This window comes from Falsiporphyromonas endometrii (assembly GCF_042654485.1).
Taxonomy (GTDB): Bacteria; Bacteroidota; Bacteroidia; order Bacteroidales; family Porphyromonadaceae; genus Porphyromonas; species Porphyromonas endometrii.
In genome coordinates, this window is sequence record NZ_JBHSGO010000217.1 from 37,734 (window position 1) to 57,355 (window position 19,622).

Here is a 19,622-nt window from a genome sequence, read left to right on the forward strand (position 1 = left end):
CCAAACATTCACCTTGTCAAACAAACAAATCGATATGAATAATCTAATTGAAACAATTTGCCTTGTAGACGGCAATGTGCAGCGATTGAATTATCATCTAATGCGAATGATGAGGTCTATTGGCAAAAGCTGTGACCTTCCGGATTTAGACACTCTTTGCCCAAAACACCTTCGCAAAGGGCGCACAAAATGCAGAGTGCAATACAATATGGATGGGATCAATGAAATACAATTTTCCTCTTACTCTCCGAAACAAATCACTTCCCTAAAGATTGTAGAAGTAGCCGACAGCTTTGATTATCATCTCAAGTATGCAGATAGGAGCAATCTTAACAACCTGACATTTTCACTTAGCCCTAACCAGGATGTAATCATCATAAAAAACGGATATGTTACAGATGCCTCCTATGCCAATCTTATCTTTCAGAAAGGAGATAAACTTTATACTTCTGACACACCCCTACTCCATGGGACAGCAAGACAATATCTTCTTGACAAAGGAACCATAGAAGAATGTAAAATAACCGAAGATATGATTATGTCTTTTGACAAAGTATCTTTGATCAATGCAATGCTATATCCGAATGAGGTATCAATACAGATAAACTCCCAAAATATCATTGGATCGAGTAAGGAATGATTACATACAACTTCGGTAAGAATCAGCCCCACATCTAACAAAGAAACTTATTAAGTGTCAATTTGAATCATACATATATTTTTGAATGAGGATAAGAGACAGTAAGGCAATGGTACCAACAGGCAAATACAGCAAAGAAGATCTAATCAAAGAAGAGGCTCTAAGGTTGGGGTTCTCGGCAATAGGTATTGCCAAAGCAGAACCTATACCCGATGAGATCAAAGAAGCATATACCAAACAAGTTGTCAGTGGAAAATATGGCAATATGGAGTATCTAAGACGTAATGAGCATCTAAGATTCGATCCAACAGAGCTATTAGAAGGATGCAAATCAATCATCTGCCTTGCCATGAATTATTATCCTCCCCTCAAACAAGATAAAGAAGCCCCCCAAGTGGCATACTACGCTTATGGAAGAGATTATCACAAAGTTGTCAAAAAAAGAAGTGACAAACTTCTCAAATTCATTAGAGAAAACATCGATAAAGATGTGATAGGAAGATCTTTTGCTGACTCAGCGCCTATCCTCGAAAGATACTGGGCTGTAAAATCCGGAATAGGCTTTAGAGGGAAAAGTGGAATGATCATATTACCTCGAAAGGGGACATTTTTTGTTTTGGGAGAGCTTCTGATAACGACCGAACTAAAGCCGGATAAACCAAATACTTTTGAATGTGGCAAATGTACCAAGTGCATAGACAACTGTCCCGCCAAAGCAATCGACGAAGATGGTTTTGATGCTACCAAATGTCTTAGCTACCTCACAATCGAACAATCGGACGAACTCAATGATACTCAAGCCGGACAATTAGGAAACAGACTATATGGATGCGATACCTGCCAAAAAGTATGCCCACACAATCGCTTTGCTCAAGCAACCAAAGAGACTGAGTTTATGCCTAACAAACTTTTGTTTGATCTAAGTTTTGAGAATCTCAAACATCTTGATGAACAGCAATACATCAAGATATTTGCAGGAACATCCGTAAAAAGAGCAGGATACAAGGGACTGATGAGAACAGCAAGAGCCCTACTGAAGAAGAGAAATAAAAAAGATTAATAACTCACCATACCAAACAAAAAAGAGCTGTGACAACGATCTTGCCACAGCTCTTAAAAGCTATCTGTATTTATTTCAAACTCTTATGGTTTGTCTTGCAATAAATTCAAATAAGCTCTTATAGTGATTAATAGTTTATTCATTAAAACTTAACACCCACTGATAGGTGATAAGAAATGTTGTGTGATGAGGTATACTTGGAAGATTGCTTCGGCCATGCACCATACTTAACGCTATTAGCACAATTCATAAAACCATATGAGAAACCGGTTTCTACAAAGAAATACTTTCCAATCTCGAGACCAATGTTAGTATTCAAACCAACATCAAATCTGTTCATTGGCTCAATCTCTTTTTCATTGCCATCCTTGTCATATCCCGGTGTCTTCTTAAACAAATCCAAATCAGCCTTGATATACTGACCACTTTCAGTAGCAAAAACATCACCGCCACTTGATTTGAGCTTACCTAAAACTCCATAAGAAACATATGGACCGGCATTCACATAGAAGTTTAGATTCTCACCACCACCCATATTGCAGTTCAAAAGTACAGGTACTGTCACATACATAGGACGAGCCGTAGCCTTACCAACGCTTAGATCAACACGTTCTCCAAGACTTTCGAACAAGACGGTAGGACGAATTGACAAAACATCCTGAACAGGAATATCCAGAGCAACACCGGCCCTAAAACCAACATTAGGATTGTCAATCTTAGAAGCGAAGTTTGTAATAGACGATGCATTAGCACCGGCCTGAACACGAAATCCCAACTTGCGCTCGCTCTGTGCATTCAAAGCAAACGACATAGACAGCAAAGCAGCTGCTATCAATAGTACTTTCTTCTTCATAGCTTATAATAATTATGGTTTAAATTGATATTCTTAATTTACATTCAACCGTTATACGCTAAGCACACTATTAATAAAGAGTAAAACAATATTCATTTACATATGTGCCATTAGCTCTACACAAATGTAGAATAAAATTTTGTTTATATCTAATATTCATACATTTTTTCTTCACAAAAAGCCATCATTAGAAGCATATTCAAACAGAATGACGGCATAATATATAAAAAGTGAAAGTGTGAATATATGACAACAGCCCAATCATCAATAATAATTGCGTAAGGCCAAGAACAAATTATCAATAGTTAATAAGGCAATTTAACTGAAATACATCTTTAGAGGAAGAGGTCAATCAAGAAGGACTCCCCGCAAAAAGCAAATAAAGACTATTGCACAAAGGTAATCTGCTTCACTAATTTCGGTATTCGACTTTGGTTAGGTATATGAGTTGACTCCCTTCAGAGCAAATTTGTCTTTAGATGATTAGAGATTCATTTACTTTCAAGCATCCAAAGTCATTTATGGATTTATGATAACAGACCCAAATAGTGAGCATTATTTATCTGACAGCAATCCTTTTATAAAGGTATAGCTTATGAAGAAAAACAATTCTTAATGACCGGCATTAGAATCCGGCTCCTATCGTCAAAGCTATATTCAATCTCAAATCCTTACATCTCATTCTTTTTGCAAAGCCCACAAAATGTGTATCAGAATTGGGCACAAAAAATGGGACGCTATCATATTAATATTGCGTCCCATCGATAAGGTTGCTTCCATATTGCAGTTAGAAGTTATTTATTCATCCAAAATATCTTCCCTGCAGTTTATATTTGTACTATCTGATACAAGTTTTACAAGTAACTTCTTAAGCCTTAGGTTTTCTAATCTTGTGTTCCATTTCAAATGGAATGATCATTGACAATTCAATAAAACCGGCATAATTGCCATCATTATCATACCAAGGGATTTGGTATATCAGTTTCTTCTTACCGGCTTTTTCTATGGTATAGACATGCTTAATCTCATTGTCCATCATATTCTTAAGCATACTTCTGGCCGGTTCGGGATGACAATCCAGCACATTCTTCCCGATTAAATCTTGTCCGGGCTTCAAATTGACTTGTCGTGACTGTTCGTTCATTTCTATGATTCGACCTTCCTTGTCACACACAGTCACAGCGACATCAGCTTTTTCAAAATATTCCATGATGTAATTTAATATTTAGTTATTCAGTGATTTCGACCAATTTAGAACAATCTTTTTTCCACATGTTGAGATAATGCTTTCGGGATGAAACTGCACACCAACAATCGGTAACGAACAATGCTCAAAAGCCATAATCACCCAATCATCTGCACTCAATGCAGTGATACACAAATCTTTTGGAAAATGATTTTGGCTCACAGCCCAGCTGTGATATCTACCAATACAATCTTCGGCTGAGACATCCTTAAGAAATCGACTTGGCATAATCTCGAGATGAGACAAATGGCCATGCTTAGGTGCATCAAGATGGTACAATTCAGCACCAAAATATTGGGCGATAGCTTGGTGTCCCAAACAAACTCCCAACAGAGGAATAGGACATTTGTCATTAGCCGAAGCTCGAATGACCTCTTTTAGGATAGGACGATCCTGAGGCAAGCCCGGACCGGGAGATATGATAATCCCGGCATACTCATGCAGTTGACTCATTAACATGTGTACATCATCGACAGAGACAATTTCGAGAGGATAATCAAGCACCTCTCTACACAACTCAACAATGTTATAAACAAAGGAGTCATGATTGTCGATAAAAAGAATATTCTTCATATGCGGACCAAAGGTATTACTTTTGCTGTCAAAAGAATAACAATATGACGACAAAATCAATATCAGCTGAAACTCTATTTGCTCAGATGGACAAATTCTCACAAGCCAAAGAGCCATTCCTGTTTGCTATTGATTATGAAATGCAAGAAGCCTATTTCATTCCCAATCCAATCGAACAAGAAGAGATTCGCTTCTGTATTCATGGCAAAGGTAATGCTACAAATGAGAAAAATCCTGACAAAGCCTATTCTTTCAAGGCATTTCCGGAAAGTTATGAGCAGTATCTAAAACGATTTGAAGTCATACATAAGGCAGAAATAGATGGCAATAGCTTTCTTGCCAACCTAACTATTGCGACCCCTATCCATTGCAGTTTGCAATTGAATGAAATATACGACTATGCCAAAGCGCCGTACAAGCTCCACATCCCCAAGCGATTGGTTTGCTATTCTCCCGAAGCATTTGTTCATATAACTCAAGATGGAAAGATATCGTCTTACCCTATGAAAGGGACAATAGACGCCACGATTCCCAATGCAGCTAAGGTTCTTCAGAATGACTATAAAGAAAAATCCGAACATTATACAATTGTAGACCTTATAAGAAATGATTTGAGCAAAGTTTCCAAACATGTCAGAGTTGATCGTTTTGGTTATCTCGATAAGATAATAACGACTGATTCGCAAATATTGCAAATGAGTTCAGAAATTAGTGGTCAGCTATCCACCGAAGACATGAATAGATTGGGCAATGTTATAAGCCAACTCCTTCCGGCAGGGTCCATAAGTGGAGCTCCCAAAGAGGCTACTTGCCATGCGATACGAGAGGCTGAACAAAGAGAAAGAGGTTTTTATAGCGGAGTATTTGGCTATTATGATGGCAAGACATTGGACTCGGCCGTTATGATTCGATATATAGAACAGGTGGATCAGACAATGGATGAAGAAGAGGCTTCTTCTCAATCAAGTGAACAAACACCCATGTTTAGATTTCATTCCGGAGGAGGTATCACCATACACAGCAAGCCGGAAGATGAATATAACGAGGTACTGCAAAAGGTCTATCTTCCATTTTGATTTTGCAAACGACGAAGGAGATTGTAGTTTTTTGTACTTCGTAAATAAATAAAGGGAATGCATTCGCGTTGGATGCATTCCCTTTAACTTTTGTATCTACTATAACGACATCAACCGAAGTCGTCGAAGAATAGCTGTTCACGCGCTACCCCAAGGTTGTCAAGCATTACCTTCACGGCATTTGCCATCGGACCCGGACCACACATGTAATATTCTATATCTTCCGGAGCTTCATGATCTTTGAGGTAATTGTCATAAATCACCTGGTGGATGAAGCCTGTATAACCTGTCCAATTATCCTCCGGTTGTGGATCAGAAAGAGCTATATGGAAGCTAAAGTTCGGGAATTCCTTCTCGATTTCTCTAAAGTCTTCTTCATAGAAAATCTCTTTCTTACTACGAGCACCATACCAGTAAGATACCTTACGACCTGTCTTAAGGGTCTTAAAGAGGTGAAGAATCTGCGCACGAAGCGGTGCCATACCTGCACCACCACCGATATAGAGCATTTCGGCATCTGTATCTTGGATATGGAATTCACCGTAAGGTCCACTCATCTGTACCTTGTCGCCCGGTTTGAGGGAGAAGATATAAGAAGAAGAGATACCCGGTTTTACTCCGGCCATCCATGTATGAGTATTTCTATCCATAGGAGGAGTAGCAATACGGACGTTCAAAGTAATGATATTACCCTCCGCCGGGTAGTTGGCCATTGAGTAAGCACGAACGGTCTCCTCATCGTTTGTAGCGACAAGGTCCCACATCTTAAACTTATCCCAGTCACCTTTGAACTTATCCTCAACTTGAATATCCGAATACTTCATAGAGTACTTGGGAATAGTAATCTGAGCATAGCTACCTGATTGGAAGTTTAGCACTTCACCTTCCGGAAGCTTCACTACAAACTCCTTAATAAAGGTTGAGACATTGCGGTTGCTTACCACCTCACATTCCCAAGACTTCACACCGAAGACACTTTCGGGGATAATGATTGACATATCTTCCTTTACCTTGGTCTGACAAGAGAGACGCCAATGGTTATGTTGTTCCTTGTAAGAGAAATGTGGCATCTCAGTAGGAAGAATTTCTCCTCCACCCTGGGTTACCTGGCAACGGCACTGACCACAGCTACCACTACCACCACATGCTGAAGATAGGAAGATATTGTTACTTTGGAGCGTATTGAGAAGAGTACCACCGATAGGCACTTCAACCTCTTTTTCGCCATTGATTGTGAGCTTAACGTTACCCGAAGGCACCAGCTTGCTCTTGGCTACCAAAAGGGCAATTACCAAAATCAAAGTAATCACCACAAAGACTACCACGCTGGTTAAAATTATCTGCATCATAATGAATTGACAGCATACTTAGAGTTAGACATCAAGATCATAGCTTCACACCACTAAAACTGAGGAATGCAATACCCATCAGTCCGGTAATGATAAACGCAATACCCAAACCACGAAGAGGCTTAGGGATATTCGAATACTGAAGCTTCTCACGTACAGCTGCCATACCCACAATAGCAAGCATCCAACCAAGACCCGATCCAAGACCGTATACAGTGGCCATACCTACATTGGGGAATTCACGCTGTTGCATAAAAAGTGATCCTCCCAAGATTGCACAGTTCACAGCAATAAGAGGTAAGAAGATACCAAGTGAATTGTACAAAGATGGGCTAAAACGCTCTACCACCATCTCTACAAGCTGTGTAAATGAAGCAATCACCGCAATAAAGATGATAAGAGAAAGGAAGCTCAAATCCACATCCTTAAATGATTCGCCAAGCCATGAAGACAAAGCACCACTCTTAAGGACATAGTTTTCGAGCATATAGTTAATCGGCAAAGTGCAGACCAAGACAAACGTCACTGCTGCTCCCAATCCGATAGAAGTCTTCACACTCTTTGATACGGCCAAGAAAGAGCACATACCAAGATAGAAGGCGAAGATCATATTGTCCACAAAAATGGAGCGGACGAATAAGCTTATATATTCCATACTATTTGATTGTCTTAATTAAACAACAGTGAATTAATTCTCTTCCTGCAAATCTTTGTTGCGTGAACGATGTACCCATACAACACAAGCGGCAAGCAGCAAAGCCATAGGAGGCATCACCATCAAACCATTGTTCATATATCCCATATCGTAGAATGCATCGGGGATCACCTTGAAACCAAGTAAAGTACCAGATCCAAGCAACTCACGGAAGAAACCTATAATAATCAAAATCAATCCATATCCGGCACCATTACCAATACCGTCAAGGAAAGATTCCCACGGGCCATTGCCAAGAGCAAATGCCTCAAGACGACCCATCAAAATACAGTTCGTAATAATCAACCCTACAAAGACACTGAGCTGCTTATTTACATCATAAGCGAAAGCCTGAAGAAATTCACTGACGATCGTAACCAAAGCTGCCACTACCACAAGTTGCACAATGATACGAATACGTGAAGGGATTGTCTTGCGAAGGAGTGATATAATCACATTGGCAAAAGCCACCACAACTGTTACAGAGATGGCCATTACTATTGCCGGTTCCAGCTTGGCTGTGACAGCAAGGGCTGAACAAATACCCAACATCTGAACAACAACCGGGTTGTTTTTGCTGAGCGGGCCAAGCAGAATTTCTTTATTCTTTTTATTCCAAAAAGCCATAGCTATAATTATTTATCAATTGTGGTTGAATCCTGTTGTGTCATATCTTGAGCAGCTTCTGCTACAGCAGGCTCTTCTGCTTTTACGTCAGAGCTAACTGAAGCTTTGAGACTATCCAAAAACTTCACATAGGGTTTAAGTGAACTCAGAAGCATATTGTTGACTCCGTTAGAAGTCAATGTACCACCCGAGATTCCATCAACATAAGATTGTCCGGGGATGGAAGGCTGTCTTCCCGCCTTAACAACTGCCACACTTTCAAACTGGCCGTTAACAAAGAGCTTCTTATTCTTAAACTGATTCTCAAACTTAGCGGTAGCGATCTCAGCACCCAAGCCCGGAGTTTCTCCCTGGTGACTGAAGTTGGTACCAAAGACGGTGTCTCCGTCTGCATCAACGGCTATATATCCCCAGATCGGGCCCCATAGTCCGGCACCATTCATCGGGAAGATATACTTTTTCTGACCATCCACCTCTGCCACATAAACAGGAAGTGGAAGATCCTTGCCGGAAGCTACCTCTTTGAATTGGTTTGCTGTATTCATTTCGAAGGCTTCATTATCTGCAATCTTATCACCCTCAAAAGTTTCCTTAATACTGCCGTCAGGCATTACAAGCAACTCTTGTTTGATGATTGATTTATAAAGACCTTCTACCTTAGCCATATCCTTTTCGTGAGTTCCGACAGAACCAAGGATCTGTTGCATCTTATCTATTTGGACATTTTTGTCCTGACGGCTCTTAAGTACTTGTGCTGTAAAAGCCAAACCAACAGCAACCAACACCACCATAATGATGGCATATATAACTGTATAGGAATTACTTTCTCTATTCATACGACTATATTATTTGGCATTAGCACTCTGTTGAGCTCTCTTAAGACGACGTTTGATATTGGCATCAACAACAAAGTAGTCAATCAATGGAGCAAACACATTCATAAATAGGATAGCAAGCATCATACCTTCCGGATAACCGGGGTTCAATACTCTGATAAACACCGCCATCACACCGACCAAGAATCCGTAAATCCACTTACCGGTCTCTGTACGAGCTGATGTAACAGGGTCTGTAGCCATAAATACCAAACCGAATAGGAAGCCACCCAACAAGATATGCTGTAGTGGGCTTACCATCATGGATGCTGTACTTCCAACAGCATTGAAAATCCATGCCATTACACTTGCACCGACTACACCTGATACCATAATCTTCCAACTTGCAATACCTGTCCAAATCAAAATAACGGCACCAATCAAGATGCAAAGTTTAGAAGTCTCTCCGATAGAACCCGGGATAAGACCAATAAACTCTTGGAGCATGGTAAGAGGTTGGCCAACGATGTTGTGAAGCTGATCTGCTATAGGTGTTGCCACATCGTGAGATACTGCAATCTGACCCAAGGGAGTAGCACCCGAAAAAGCATCAACGGCCTGTCCGGAGCCCATACCAAAAGTATCTGCTGTACGAACAAAAACACTATCGCCACTCATCTTGCTCGGATAAGCGAAGAAAAGAATGGCACGTGTCACCAATGCAACATTAACGATATTATAACCGGTACCACCAAATACCTCTTTGGCAAAGATAACTGCCATGGCTGTAGCCACCGCAATCATCCAAAGGGGTGTGTCGACAGGCACAATCATCGGAATTAACATACCGGTAACGAGGAAACCCTCCTGGATCTCTTCGCGCTTCTTTTGTGCCGCAACAAACTCGATACCAAGTCCCACTACATAAGATACGACTATCTTAGGAAGCACAGCCAAGAATCCAAAGCCAAAAAGAGCCCAGAAACCTGCTGACTCACCGATAGCCAAGTAGTGTTGGTATCCTACATTATACATACCAAAAAGCAGTGCCGGCATAAGAGCCAAAATAACCACGGTCATGGTTCTCTTAGAGTCAATGGCATCATGCACATGGACACCGGTTTTAGATGTTGTGTTCGGAACGTATAGGAATGTTTCTAATCCCTCAAAGACCGAACGGAACGCTGAGAACTTACCCCCCTCTTCGAAGTTGGGCTTTATCTCATTGAGTTTTTTTCTTAAACCTTTCACAATTGTAATCTTTTGAGAGATGATCAATTAATTTCTTTATACAAATGATCCAATCCTTCGCGGACCAAATGCTGGAGTTCTATTTTCGAAGTATCGACAAATTCGCAAAGAGCAAAGTCTTCCGGAGCCACTTCATAGATACCCAAAGCTTCCATACGAGGAATATCAAACGCAATGATGGCTTTGATAAGATACTCCGGGAAAATATCCAATGGGAAAACCTTGTCATACTCGTTGCTCATGATAATGGCACGCTCACCACCTTTGATACGAGCATCCATTACATATTCTTTCTTCTTCCCACACATCCATGAGAAGAATGTACGACTCATACTAAATTTGCCAAAACCGGGTGTGGCCCAACCGAAAAATTCATCCACATCATCCCCTTCCGGAATAACCGTAATCTGATCACAACCTTGAGGGAAGAATGGAGACTCCGACGACACACGACGACCGGTAAGTACATCACCGGCAATCACTCTCTCATGGTCTGCTTTGACGCAAAGTTTTCCGCCAAAAGCCTCTTCAATCTTTTGTCCCGGCATAATATCGACATAGCCATGTTGAGCAGCATCGCTACCCGTCACGGCAATCTTTCTGGTATAATCGACTTTGCCGGTGCGAAGGAATCTACCCATCACCAAGACATCAGTAGCCTTAAGAGTCCAAACAGTCTCGCCTTTGTTGATAGGTGCAAGTTTATTGATCATAGTACCGCAAAGACCAGCCGGGTGAGGGCCCTCAATCTCTACAGTAACCACATCCTTCACACTAATCTTAGATCCGGACTTGATTCCGAAATAGACCTGTCCCTTAGTCAGTTTGGACAATGCCGTCAAACCTACCTGAAGATCATCTTCCCTACCTTGTACAAGGTAGTCAAACTCAGCTGCAAGCGGAGCTGTAAAATTTGCTGTTACGAAGATGTCCCTTGGCTCAATCGCAGGATTAGCCAAACGATCAAACGGACGTTGACGCAAGAGCGTCCACATACCGGATTTGAGCAATATCTGCTTCAATTCTTCTGCTTTCAGATCTTTTCCAATCTGAAACTCCTCATAATCCTGCTTGCCGTCGGGCTTCACCTCAATACTGAGGACCTTTCTTTTCGCACCACGGTTGACAGCTGTCACCTCTCCACTGACAGGAGAAGTAAATACCAATTCCTCACAACCCTTATAATGCATAAGAGGGGTACCGGCCTTAACCTGGTCCCCCGGACGCACCATAATCTTAGGCATCGTCAATCCCGGAAAATCATCGGGGACGACTGCATAAGTAGAGCTTTGAGAGAGAGGAGACAGGCACTCTTGCGGGGCTTTACCCTTCAAATTGAGCGAGAGGCCTTTCTTAATTCTCATAACCTTTGCCATATTATGTCTATAGTAAATACATGTTTCAAACTGCAAATGTACTCATTTAGTACGTCATTTACGACCGACCAAATATAAAAGCACAGCCATACGGATATATCTTGTTATCAATGTTGTACAAACACTGCCAAAGAGGACCCATTTTCGTCAAATGAAGACCTTACAATATGCAAACTGTCACAACATTATCTACAAAGTGTCATTTCGTAAAATCTGTATTCCCGCTTAGAAACGACAACCGATACCAAAATGAAAAGATGCATTCTTCATCGTCATATCAAAATTGTCCGAATTAAATTTGTCCACAGCATCATCAATTGTATTGACAAGGCCAAAATCAGCACCAAGCAATGCATACAATCTACCTCTTCCTAATATTGCGCTGACACCAATACCTGTATCAAAACGCTTTCCTTTCACTTTAAAAAACTCTCCCGCATGGTGCTTAAAAAGGTCGTAAGAGTTTTTGACTCCAAGATCTTTGACCTCTGCCGTTCCTGACATGGCATAGGAGAAATATGGACCAGCTTGCACTTGACAGAACAGTCTAAAAGGAAGATTGAAACGCACCCCTAACTGGACCGGGATCTCCAGATAATGGATCTTTGTCTTAATCGGCGACATTTTCATATCGGAAGAGACAGCAACATCAGCCTTAGATCCTTTGGAATGAAACACCAAACCGGAATTTAGATAAAGTACCGATACAAGAGGCACATCCAATGTGGCCGAGAGACGATACCCCATAATGGTTTTACCACTAAAATCCCTTAAATGTTTCACCTTATAATCACCATTACTGAAGCCAATGGACGCATCAATTCTCGGTGTTAGTCTTTGTGCCTCCATAGCTACTACTCCTAACAAAGTGAAGAACACAAAAATACCCACAAGTCGTTTAAGAACTTTCATTATTATATAATTTTGGAATTAATACATGATCAATAACACACTACAATGTAAATAGTTTCTCACACCCAACCGATGAGTCCACCGGAACCGTCCCAAAGGTAATAATGATTTTTTAAAGAAAAGAGAAAAGTAAAGCCTACTCTTGCATTTATTGTCATATAGATAAATCGACCATGAAGAAAAAGGGCAGACATTTCGGACAAATAACCCGTATCCAAAACTCCTAACAATCAAAAAAGAAATTGCTAAGACAAATGATTATTAGTACCTTAGCAATATAGATATACAAAATGACCATGGAAATACTCATACTACTGACCATATTTTTGATCTTAGTGCAGCTTGGCAGATTACACTTCCGAGAGGCTGTAGTGCATTCCATTGGCTCCCGGAAAATATCCATCTCGACAATCTTCATAAGTAAACATACAATTCGTCTGTTTCTATGGGCTGTGAAGCTCTCCAAAAGATGTCTTAATTTGTTAAATACCGCTATCCTCTCAAATGTTCAAAAAGGAGGACAAACGACACTTATTCATTTCAGATTTCATATAATTCAAGGTTAGAGAACTCGGACCTTATACACACTTTGCCCGTTTTATTAGTACGAAACGGGCTTTTTTATGCGCTATTTTAACAAATAAGCTCGCGCGGGAAGCAATCCATTCTCGCGCGACTTTCGATCTGATCTCGCGCGACCTTGACATGCAAAGTCGCGCTACTTCAGGTGCAACCTCGCGCTAGTATAGGTTCAAGGTAGCGCGAGAATGGATTGCAAGTCGCGCGACCTTCCAAAAAAAGCAGCCTAAAGGGGGTTTTTAAGCCGCTATTTTGTCCATAAAAAACAGCTTATACATCTATTAACATTTAGATAGTACGAAAACGTCTTATCCACACAATGACTTGTAGAGAATGAATCCGTTTTTAAGGTCAAAAAAGGCTGTTTCAAGTGCATAAAAACAGCCAATCATATTAACAATAATTATCAAATAAAGGATCAATTAGGTATTTAGAGCACTAAAAAAAGCTTTACTCTTATTTATATTTTTCGGCTAATTCCACAATTTGCTGCAACGAACTCGTGGCAGGACACGCACTATAAGGCAACACCCAGTCACATCCATTTTTCCATTCAGAGCAACCAAAAGCCTTGTTTCCTCTAAGCAGGTGCCCTTTGTGGCATTTTGGACACAACACACCCGATACATCTGCAAGTTTAGGCACAAACATCTGGGGATAAAGGACTTGAGCAACAACCTCCACAACCATATTTTTAAGCTCAGCTATAAAGTCTGTAGCTTTTACTTCTTTCTTTTCTATAAGTCTGAGTTTTCTTTCCCAAAGTCCCGTTAGCTCCACACTCTTTAATAAATCCGACTGAATAAGTTCAATCATCTTAACTCCTAAATCAGTTGCTATAAGACTCTTACCCTTGCGCTCTACATAAGTTCTATTCATCAGAGTCTCTATAATATTTGCTCGGGTAGATGGTCTGCCAATACCATTTTCTTTCATTGCCTGCCTCAAATCTTCATCATCCGTCAGCTTACCCGCAGTCTCCATCGTTCTAAGAAGAGTAGCCTCAGTATATTGCTTTGGAGGCTGAGTAAACTTACTTTGCAAATCCGGCGTATGAGGACCACTCTCCCCTTTCTTAAAATCAGGCAATGTCCGCTCATCATCATCCTTCTTATCTTCTTCATCCTCCTTGTTGGCAACTTTTTGAAAAAGAACTTTCCAACCGTCTTGAAGGATAGTTTTTCCGGTCGCCTTAAAAGGTATTTTTGCAGCTTCTCCTTCTACCGTCGTTGTGTTGAACAGACAGTCCGGGTAAAATGCAGCAATAAATCTCCTCGCAATCAAATCATATACTTTAGCTTCATTACCAACTAAATTGCCCGGTTGCCCGGTAGGGATAATAGCATGGTGATCCGTTATTTTCGAATTGTCAAATACTTTTTTACTTTTTCTAAGAGGTGATGCAAAAAGTGGTTCGATAAAATCTTTATACAAGAAAAGACCTTGCAAGATAGTCGGTACTTTCGGATAAATATCATCCGGCAAATAGGTCGTGTCTACACGCGGATATGTTGTTAATTTTTTCTCATAAAGGCTTTGAATTGTCTTGAGTGTTTCCTCTGCCGAAAGACCATATTTCTTATTGCACTCTACTTGAAGAGACGTAAGGTCAAACAACGATGGTGGAAGTTCTTTCCCTTTTTTCCCCTTTACTGATGTAATCTCAAAAAGACTATCCTTTATTTTTTCAGCCGCTTTTCTTGCCTCATCTTCCGATTCAAAGCGACCTTTTGAGGCATTAAAAACGACCTCCCTATATGTAGTCTTGAGTTCCCAGTAAGGTTGAGGAACAAAATTTTCGATCTCCAATCTTCTTTGTACAAGGAGTGCAAGAGTTGGAGTCTGCACCCTCCCAACCGATAGTATTTGCTTGGGAGCGCCATATCTCAATGTATAAAGCCGAGTGGCATTCATTCCAAGCATCCAATCTCCAATAGCTCTTGCCAAACCTGCTTCATAAAGCGTTTCATAATGAGAAGAAGGCTTCAAGTCTTCAAAACCCTCTTTGATGGCTTCTGCTGTAAGCGAAGAGATCCACAATCTCTTAACCGGGCATTTACAACCGACATACTGCAAGACCCATCTTTGAATAAGCTCTCCCTCCTGCCCGGCATCACCGCAATTAATAACCTCTTCAGCTTGATCAATCAAAGACTTAATGATATTGAGTTGCTTGATATAGATGTCTTGTGGAATAGGTTTGATACCGAAACGTTGCGGGATCATAGGAAGGTTGTTGAGGGCCCATCTTTTCCAAACCGGATTATAATCATCCGGTTCTTTGAGTGTACAAAGGTGTCCATAAGTCCAGGTTACCTGATACCCATTCCCTTCAATATAACCATCGCGCTTAGTCGTTGCTCCAAGGCAAGATGCAATCTCTCTTGCAACAGCAGGCTTCTCGGCAATACAAACTTTCATATTATGATTAAGCTAAAAAATGTACAGAATCTACAAAGCACAAAAAAGCGGAAACTGAAAGAAGGCATCTTCTTTCAATATTCCGCTACAATACCACTGAGATGATCAACTATTCAAGCCCAAGACGATTTCGACCTGACGAACAATATGCTCCGCTGCATTCGGAGTGGCCAACTTGCCTGCCGCATTACCCATATCTTCGAGTTGCTTAGGCCTATCCAGAGCTTCTATCGCTTCAGGGATAAGTTTCTCATTGGCCTCTGCATCTGTGATAAGGTCAGCTGCTCCACGCATAGACAAAGCCTTGGCATTCTTGGTTTGATGGTCTTCTGCAACATTGGGAGAAGGCACCAAAATAGCCGGTTTACGAAGAAGGCAAATCTCAGAAATAGAGAGTGCTCCTGCACGAGAGATTACCAAGTCGGCAGCTACATAAGCATAATCCATGCGCTCAATAAAATCTGTCACATGACAATGTAATTGTGGCACACGGTCTATAGCATCCCTCGCTTCATCTATATAAGACTTACCGGTCTGCCAAATAAGTGTCACTCCTGCCTCAGCCAAATCTATCAAATGAGACTTTACAGACTCATTGATTGTGCGAGCACCCAAGCTACCGCCCAATACAAGCAAAATCTTATCAGACTGGCTCGGCAACCTAAAGTGATAGATAGCCTCCTCTTTGGTCACATTCATATGCTCTAAATCTTTGCGGATAGGGTTACCGGTCAAGATAATTTTCTCTTTCGGGAAAAACTGCTCCATATCGGGATAAGCCACACAAATCTTATTGACATGCTTTGCCAACAACTTATTGGTAACCCCGGGATAGCTGTTTTGCTCTTGGATAAGAGTAGGAATGCCGGCCTTCTGTGCCTCCTTCAAAACCGGAGCACTGGCATAACCTCCGACACCAATGGCAATATCCGGATTGAATCGCTTGATTGTCCGCTTAGCCAGGATAAGACTCTTAACCAAATTGACTGCAACCGGGATATTTTTAAGGGGATTTTTGCGGTTAAGGCCCTTAATAGGCAAACCTACAATCTCGTAACCGGCTCTCGGCACTCGGTCCATTTCCATTCTTCCCTCTGCCCCAACAAACAAAATCTGTACATCGGGATACTTTCTTTTGATCGTATCAGCTATGGCAATCGCAGGGAAGATATGTCCTCCCGTACCACCACCACTTATGATCACTCGTTTCATATTATTTAGTTAAGTCTTATGTTTTAGGTTGTTGAAATCTCAGTACATTCCAATGATACAAAGTAAAGGTAAGATGCACGACAACAACCTTATGATTTACTAACGCCACAAAAAATGGGATACAGCTTTTTGGGGAAATACCCCTTCTCAAATTTATATCTTCATCAAAAACTCTGCGAGTGCAAAGATAGGGCGATTATTCACAAGTGAAGAATTAGCAATCATCTTCTTTGATCAATTTCTCTTCACCTTCCAATGGTGCCTGCCCCAAAATTAAATTCTCTTTTTGATCAGCAGACGAAGAGTCGGCAGACTGATTGTCCATCCTTTTTTTCTTTTCTACGATATAGGATACAGCAATAGCTACACCAAACGAAAGACTTGTCATCACATACGAACTACCACCCCTGCTGATCAGTGGTAAAGTCTGCCCGGTTACTAATATTCCCGTAGCTACTGTCATATTGACAAGAGCCTGTGACACAAACAAAAATCCTACTCCAAATAGCACATTCTTGAAGTATGCAAAGTTAGTTTGTCGAGCCAGATAATCTATTCTGAAATAAAATACCAAATACAAAAATGGTATAAGTAACAAACCCGGGATACCCCACTCTTCAATAATAATGGAATATATATAGTCTGCATATGCCTGAGGCAAAATAAAGCGCTCCTTGCTATGGCCGGCACCAACCCCCAAGCCAACACCGGAGGCTATCGCAATGAAGGCATGTTTCTCCTGAAGATTATCATCATTGATAACAAACTTGGCTGAATCGGCAGCTTCCTTGTCTGTAAATCGCTGCAACTTACTCTCGATACGGGATCGCCACACCGTAGCTCGACCAAAACCCTCTAAAGATTTTTCGGGCAATGACATCAAAGCAATACCTGCTATCAATCCTACAATGACTGTAATCAAAAAAATCTTGCCTACAACTTTTTGATGTGCATTACCAATCAGAGCAAAACAAAATGTAAAGCCCCCCAACATAAATGCAGTAGAAAAGTTCTGAAATAAGATCAGGAATATAGGGATAAACATGAGCAAGAAATAATAATAGGTCAGTTTCCTGCGCTCATCATCAAACTCCTTCTGCTTAAGAATCTCTTGAGGATCGGTCGAATTGGAATCGCAAGGGGCATTTTTATTCATACGGCACATAAGTCCCGCACCTACCGAAATCATCCCAATCTTTATGATCTCAGATGGTTGTATATTGATACCCCCTATCCTCATCCATCTATTGGCATCGTTGATAGACACTCCAATGAACGGCAAAAGAAGTAGGAGCACCGTTCCTATCAAATAGACCAACGCCAATATAAGCCTCATATTACGCTTACTTAAAGCTCTAACTTCAAAGATCATCAATATAACAGACATGATAATAATGAAGATATGCCCAAGGATAGGCTTATAAAGGCCGGAGTGAAACCCCAACGAGCTGCTGGCACTAAAGACCTCTACAATCGATATAGTAGCAAAAATGCCATATAACGACCATAGAAATTTATCTCCGGCAAAAAAATTGCTTAGTTTGAATGAAGACATATAATAGACTTATTAACTTATAGCCAATGCACAAGATCTAAATTGGTCTCCGCGATCTTCGTAATTATTGAATAGGTCAAAACTTGCACAACATGGAGATAGTAATACAGTCATCCCCTCTTCTGCCATGTTGGTAGCTAATCGAACGGCTTCCGGCATAGATAAAGCATCAGCAATCTGTGGGACCTTACCATCGAAAGCGGCATGGAGCTTCTTATTATCTACACCCAAGAACACCAATCCTTTGGCCTTCTTTACGACATCCTTCTCAATAATAGAATAATCATTACCCTTATCTGTACCACCTAAGATCAAAATAATTGGAGTCGTCATACTCTCAAGAGCAGCCACCGTAGACTGAATATTGGTAGCCTTAGAATCATTGATATAGCGTACACCTCTCAACTCCCTTACAAACTCAAGTCTGTGAGGAACATTTCTAAATACATGAAGGGATTTGTACAACACTTCGTTGGAGATGGCAACAGTTTTGGCGGCCAATGCTACAGCCATTGCGTTTTGCAAATTGTGAGCTCCGGGAAGGGCCAAATCAGAACGCTTGATTGTAAAAACGGACTCTCCATCTTCCTCTATTTCGAGTTCATCCTTTTCATTGAGCATTGCCGAAACCTTACTATCCAACCTTGATATAGAGAACGGTTTGATTTTCACGTTAGGATTCTTTTCGGCAACCTTTCTACTGATATAGGGATCATCAGCCCAATAGATAAAGGTATCATCAGAAGTCATATTCTGCATAATGCGCATCTTCGCCTGAGCATACAAATCAAAGCTATGATTATAACGATCCAGGTGGTCCGGGGTGATATTCAAAAGAATAGCAATATTCGCTCTAAATTTATACATATCATCCAATTGGAAACTGCTTAGCTCAATCACATAATACTGATGAGGCTCATAGGCAACCTGACGAGCCAGGCTAAAACCAACATTTCCGGCCAATCCGACATCAAGGCCTGCTTCTCTAAGGGTATGATGAAGCCACATAGTTGTTGTCGTCTTACCATTACTACCGGTAATACCAATCATATAGGCGTCTGTATATCTGGAGGCCAATTCGATCTCAGAAATAACATTTATACCCGCACTTCTAACCGCTTTCATTACCGGGGTCTCTTCTGCCACACCCGGACTCTTGACAATCTCTTTTGAATTGCAAATAATATCTAACGAATGATGTCCTTCTTCATAAGGAATATTATATCTTGCAAGCTCCTCTTGATGACGAGGAGAGATTTTCCCGTAATCTGAAACAAAAACGGATAACCCATATTTATTTGCCAATATTGCTGCTCCCACGCCGCTTTCACCGGCTCCAAGCACAACAATATCGAATTGTTTTATATCACTCATACCGAATAT

General features: G+C 40.9%; 18 protein-coding genes. 4 read left to right on the forward strand and 14 right to left on the reverse strand.

The annotated features are described in order from the left end of the window. The first annotated feature begins 34 nt into the window (after nucleotides 1-34). Together ACFO3G_RS09775 and queG are read left to right on the forward strand one after the other, a co-directional pair. Nucleotides 35-640, forward strand: a complete 606-nt coding sequence (locus ACFO3G_RS09775; protein WP_380080388.1) for an aminotransferase class IV — start codon at nucleotides 35-37, stop codon at nucleotides 638-640. Nucleotides 641-725: 85 nt separating this feature from the next. Continuing rightward, nucleotides 726-1,700, forward strand: a complete 975-nt coding sequence (gene queG / locus ACFO3G_RS09780; RefSeq protein WP_380080390.1) for a tRNA epoxyqueuosine(34) reductase QueG — start codon at nucleotides 726-728, stop codon at nucleotides 1,698-1,700. 142 nt (nucleotides 1,701-1,842) lie between these two features. Here queG and ACFO3G_RS09785 read toward each other — a convergent pair whose 3' ends face one another. The 3 genes from ACFO3G_RS09785 to ACFO3G_RS09795 all read right to left on the reverse strand — a co-directional run bounded on the left by ACFO3G_RS09785 (nucleotide 1,843) and on the right by ACFO3G_RS09795 (nucleotide 4,372). Next, complete coding sequence (locus ACFO3G_RS09785; protein ID WP_380080393.1) at nucleotides 1,843-2,553, reverse strand: porin family protein; 711 nt, start codon at nucleotides 2,551-2,553, stop codon at nucleotides 1,843-1,845. Between the two features lie 868 nt (nucleotides 2,554-3,421). Beyond that, nucleotides 3,422-3,763: a PAS domain-containing protein gene (locus ACFO3G_RS09790; protein ID WP_380080396.1), complete on the reverse strand. Its 342-nt coding sequence runs from the start codon at nucleotides 3,761-3,763 to the stop codon at nucleotides 3,422-3,424. A gap of 15 nt (nucleotides 3,764-3,778) precedes the next feature. Further along, the gene (locus ACFO3G_RS09795; RefSeq protein ID WP_380080398.1) at nucleotides 3,779-4,372 is read right to left on the reverse strand and encodes an anthranilate synthase component II; all 594 of its coding nucleotides are present in this window, start codon (nucleotides 4,370-4,372) and stop codon (nucleotides 3,779-3,781) included. A gap of 44 nt (nucleotides 4,373-4,416) precedes the next feature. Here ACFO3G_RS09795 and ACFO3G_RS09800 point away from each other — a divergent pair, with 44 nt between their 5' ends. After that, nucleotides 4,417-5,448 (forward strand): aminodeoxychorismate synthase component I, encoded by a 1,032-nt coding sequence (locus ACFO3G_RS09800; RefSeq protein ID WP_380080401.1) that lies wholly within the window; start codon nucleotides 4,417-4,419, stop codon nucleotides 5,446-5,448. A 110-nt stretch (nucleotides 5,449-5,558) separates the two neighbouring features. On the opposite strand, the gene nqrF is transcribed toward ACFO3G_RS09800, so the two are convergent. The 7 genes from nqrF to ACFO3G_RS09835 form a co-directional block, all read right to left on the reverse strand. After that, entirely contained in the window at nucleotides 5,559-6,797 is a 1,239-nt protein-coding gene (gene nqrF, locus ACFO3G_RS09805; protein WP_380080404.1) for an NADH:ubiquinone reductase (Na(+)-transporting) subunit F, read from the reverse strand. 37 nt (nucleotides 6,798-6,834) lie between these two features. Continuing rightward, nucleotides 6,835-7,452, reverse strand: coding sequence for an NADH:ubiquinone reductase (Na(+)-transporting) subunit E (gene nqrE, locus ACFO3G_RS09810; protein WP_380080406.1), 618 nt, complete (start codon nucleotides 7,450-7,452; stop codon nucleotides 6,835-6,837). 33 nt (nucleotides 7,453-7,485) lie between these two features. Further along, entirely contained in the window at nucleotides 7,486-8,118 is a 633-nt protein-coding gene (locus tag ACFO3G_RS09815; protein WP_380080409.1) for an NADH:ubiquinone reductase (Na(+)-transporting) subunit D, read from the reverse strand. Nucleotides 8,119-8,126: 8 nt separating this feature from the next. Then, the gene (gene nqrC / locus ACFO3G_RS09820; protein WP_380080411.1) at nucleotides 8,127-8,954 is read right to left on the reverse strand and encodes an NADH:ubiquinone reductase (Na(+)-transporting) subunit C; all 828 of its coding nucleotides are present in this window, start codon (nucleotides 8,952-8,954) and stop codon (nucleotides 8,127-8,129) included. Between the two features lie 9 nt (nucleotides 8,955-8,963). Then, the gene (locus tag ACFO3G_RS09825; RefSeq protein ID WP_380080413.1) at nucleotides 8,964-10,184 is read right to left on the reverse strand and encodes an NADH:ubiquinone reductase (Na(+)-transporting) subunit B; all 1,221 of its coding nucleotides are present in this window, start codon (nucleotides 10,182-10,184) and stop codon (nucleotides 8,964-8,966) included. A gap of 23 nt (nucleotides 10,185-10,207) precedes the next feature. After that, nucleotides 10,208-11,560 carry a Na(+)-translocating NADH-quinone reductase subunit A gene (locus tag ACFO3G_RS09830; protein ID WP_380080415.1) on the reverse strand — a complete coding sequence of 451 codons (1,353 nt, stop codon included), beginning with the start codon at nucleotides 11,558-11,560 and terminating at the stop codon, nucleotides 10,208-10,210. 225 nt (nucleotides 11,561-11,785) lie between these two features. Continuing rightward, entirely contained in the window at nucleotides 11,786-12,472 is a 687-nt protein-coding gene (locus tag ACFO3G_RS09835; protein ID WP_321741202.1) for an outer membrane beta-barrel protein, read from the reverse strand. A gap of 296 nt (nucleotides 12,473-12,768) precedes the next feature. On the opposite strand from ACFO3G_RS09835, the gene ACFO3G_RS09840 reads away from it, so the two are divergent. Beyond that, complete coding sequence (locus ACFO3G_RS09840) at nucleotides 12,769-13,038, forward strand: hypothetical protein (protein WP_380080417.1); 270 nt, start codon at nucleotides 12,769-12,771, stop codon at nucleotides 13,036-13,038. Nucleotides 13,039-13,507: 469 nt separating this feature from the next. Here the strand turns inward: ACFO3G_RS09840 and ACFO3G_RS09845 are convergent, their stop codons facing one another. From ACFO3G_RS09845 to murD, 4 genes are all read right to left on the reverse strand, one after another. After that, entirely contained in the window at nucleotides 13,508-15,472 is a 1,965-nt protein-coding gene (locus tag ACFO3G_RS09845) for a DNA topoisomerase 3 (RefSeq protein WP_380080420.1), read from the reverse strand. 105 nt (nucleotides 15,473-15,577) lie between these two features. After that, a complete protein-coding gene (gene murG, locus ACFO3G_RS09850; protein WP_380080422.1) occupies nucleotides 15,578-16,684 on the reverse strand; it encodes an undecaprenyldiphospho-muramoylpentapeptide beta-N-acetylglucosaminyltransferase in 1,107 nt (368 codons plus the stop codon). 214 nt (nucleotides 16,685-16,898) lie between these two features. Beyond that, entirely contained in the window at nucleotides 16,899-18,239 is a 1,341-nt protein-coding gene (locus ACFO3G_RS09855; protein WP_380080425.1) for an FtsW/RodA/SpoVE family cell cycle protein, read from the reverse strand. A 12-nt stretch (nucleotides 18,240-18,251) separates the two neighbouring features. Then, a complete protein-coding gene (gene murD, locus ACFO3G_RS09860; RefSeq protein ID WP_380080427.1) occupies nucleotides 18,252-19,613 on the reverse strand; it encodes a UDP-N-acetylmuramoyl-L-alanine--D-glutamate ligase in 1,362 nt (453 codons plus the stop codon). Nucleotides 19,614-19,622: the final 9 nt, after the last annotated feature.

Excerpts from the sequence above, each read along its gene's own strand:
- ACFO3G_RS09775 (WP_380080388.1), top strand. The coding sequence starts at position 35 with ATGAATAATCTAATTGAAACAATTTGCCTTGTAGACGGCAATGTGCAG.
- queG (WP_380080390.1), top strand. The coding sequence starts at position 726 with ATGAGGATAAGAGACAGTAAGGCAATGGTACCAACAGGCAAATACAGC.
- ACFO3G_RS09785 (WP_380080393.1), bottom strand. The coding sequence starts at position 2,553 with ATGAAGAAGAAAGTACTATTGATAGCAGCTGCTTTGCTGTCTATGTCG.
- ACFO3G_RS09790 (WP_380080396.1), bottom strand. The coding sequence starts at position 3,763 with ATGGAATATTTTGAAAAAGCTGATGTCGCTGTGACTGTGTGTGACAAG.
- ACFO3G_RS09795 (WP_380080398.1), bottom strand. The coding sequence starts at position 4,372 with ATGAAGAATATTCTTTTTATCGACAATCATGACTCCTTTGTTTATAAC.
- ACFO3G_RS09800 (WP_380080401.1), top strand. The coding sequence starts at position 4,417 with ATGACGACAAAATCAATATCAGCTGAAACTCTATTTGCTCAGATGGAC.
- nqrF (WP_380080404.1), bottom strand. The coding sequence starts at position 6,797 with ATGATGCAGATAATTTTAACCAGCGTGGTAGTCTTTGTGGTGATTACT.
- nqrE (WP_380080406.1), bottom strand. The coding sequence starts at position 7,452 with ATGGAATATATAAGCTTATTCGTCCGCTCCATTTTTGTGGACAATATG.
- ACFO3G_RS09815 (WP_380080409.1), bottom strand. The coding sequence starts at position 8,118 with ATGGCTTTTTGGAATAAAAAGAATAAAGAAATTCTGCTTGGCCCGCTC.
- nqrC (WP_380080411.1), bottom strand. The coding sequence starts at position 8,954 with ATGAATAGAGAAAGTAATTCCTATACAGTTATATATGCCATCATTATG.
- ACFO3G_RS09830 (WP_380080415.1), bottom strand. The coding sequence starts at position 11,560 with ATGGCAAAGGTTATGAGAATTAAGAAAGGCCTCTCGCTCAATTTGAAG.
- ACFO3G_RS09835 (WP_321741202.1), bottom strand. The coding sequence starts at position 12,472 with ATGAAAGTTCTTAAACGACTTGTGGGTATTTTTGTGTTCTTCACTTTG.
- ACFO3G_RS09840 (WP_380080417.1), top strand. The coding sequence starts at position 12,769 with ATGGAAATACTCATACTACTGACCATATTTTTGATCTTAGTGCAGCTT.
- ACFO3G_RS09845 (WP_380080420.1), bottom strand. The coding sequence starts at position 15,472 with ATGAAAGTTTGTATTGCCGAGAAGCCTGCTGTTGCAAGAGAGATTGCA.
- murG (WP_380080422.1), bottom strand. The coding sequence starts at position 16,684 with ATGAAACGAGTGATCATAAGTGGTGGTGGTACGGGAGGACATATCTTC.
- ACFO3G_RS09855 (WP_380080425.1), bottom strand. The coding sequence starts at position 18,239 with ATGTCTTCATTCAAACTAAGCAATTTTTTTGCCGGAGATAAATTTCTA.
- murD (WP_380080427.1), bottom strand. The coding sequence starts at position 19,613 with ATGAGTGATATAAAACAATTCGATATTGTTGTGCTTGGAGCCGGTGAA.